The organism is Halomonas sp. LMYGS-3, from assembly GCF_059509875.1.
Genome location: NZ_JCAKFQ010000069.1, coordinates 1 through 1,139 on the forward strand (window position 1 = coordinate 1; position 1,139 = coordinate 1,139).

The following is a 1,139-nucleotide window of genomic DNA, read 5'->3' on the forward strand; positions in this document are numbered from 1 at the left end:
GCCTTGAGCTCGCCGCTGGCGACCATCTCGTTGAAGGCCTGGCCCAGCCGGGCGCGGTCCTTGAGGCCCACCCAGCAGATGCGCGCCGGCAGCCCCTGGAACGAAATTCTCTCGCGAGCCATGTCCAGCCAGTTGTGCAGGTGCGGGTCGTCGGGGATCAGCTCCTTGACCTTCTGGTCGGTCTTGTAGATGTCCTCCGGGTCGCCGGAGAGCGCCGCCCAGCGGAAGGGGCCGATGCCCTGGCAGAACAGCGGACGGATATAGGCCGGCACGAAGCCGGGGAAGTCGAAGGCGTTGGCCACGCCCTCCTCCAGGGCCATCTGGCGAATGTTGTTGCCGTAGTCGAAGGTGGGCACGCCCATGGCCTGGAAGTCGAGCATGGCCTGGACGTGCACCGCCATGGACTGCTTGGCGGCCTTGACGGTGGCTTCCGGCTCGGTCTTGCCACGGGCCACGTACTCGTCCCAGCTCCAGCCGGACGGCAGGTAGCCGTGCAGGGGGTCGTGGGCACTGGTCTGGTCGGTGACCATATCGGGCTTCACGCCACGGCGCACGAGCTCGGGCAGCACATCGGCGGCATTGGCGCACAGGCCGATGGAGACCGCCTTGCCCTCGGCGGTGTAGCGCTCGAGACGGGCCAGGGCGTCATCCAGGTCCTCGGCCTGTTCGTCCAGGTAGCGGGTGCGCAGGCGGAAGTCGAGGCGCGACTGCTGGCACTCGATATTGAGCGAGCAGGCGCCGGCGAGGCTCGCCGCGAGCGGCTGGGCGCCGCCCATGCCACCCAGGCCGGCGGTGAGGATCCAGCGGCCGGCCAGCTTGCCGTCGTAGTGCTGGCGCCCGGCCTCGACGAAGGTCTCGTAGGTGCCCTGGACGATGCCCTGGGAGCCGATGTAGATCCACGAGCCGGCGGTCATCTGGCCGTACATCATCAGGCCTTTCTTATCCAGTTCGTTGAAGTGCTCCCAAGTGGCCCAGGCCGGCACCAGGTTGGAGTTGGCGATCAGCACCCGCGGGGCGTCCTTGTGGGTCTCGAAGACGCCCACCGGCTTGCCGGACTGCACCAGCAGGGTCTGGGTGTCCTCCAGGCGCTTGAGGGTCTCGACGATGGTGTCGAAGCACTGCCAGTCGCGGGCGGCGCG

At 68.2% G+C, this 1,139-nt stretch carries 1 protein-coding gene; it reads right to left on the reverse strand.

From position 1 onward, the window contains the following. On the reverse strand, nucleotides 1–1,139 hold a 1,139-nt coding region (gene hutU, locus AC5W54_RS22470), incomplete at both ends, for a urocanate hydratase (RefSeq protein WP_495964321.1).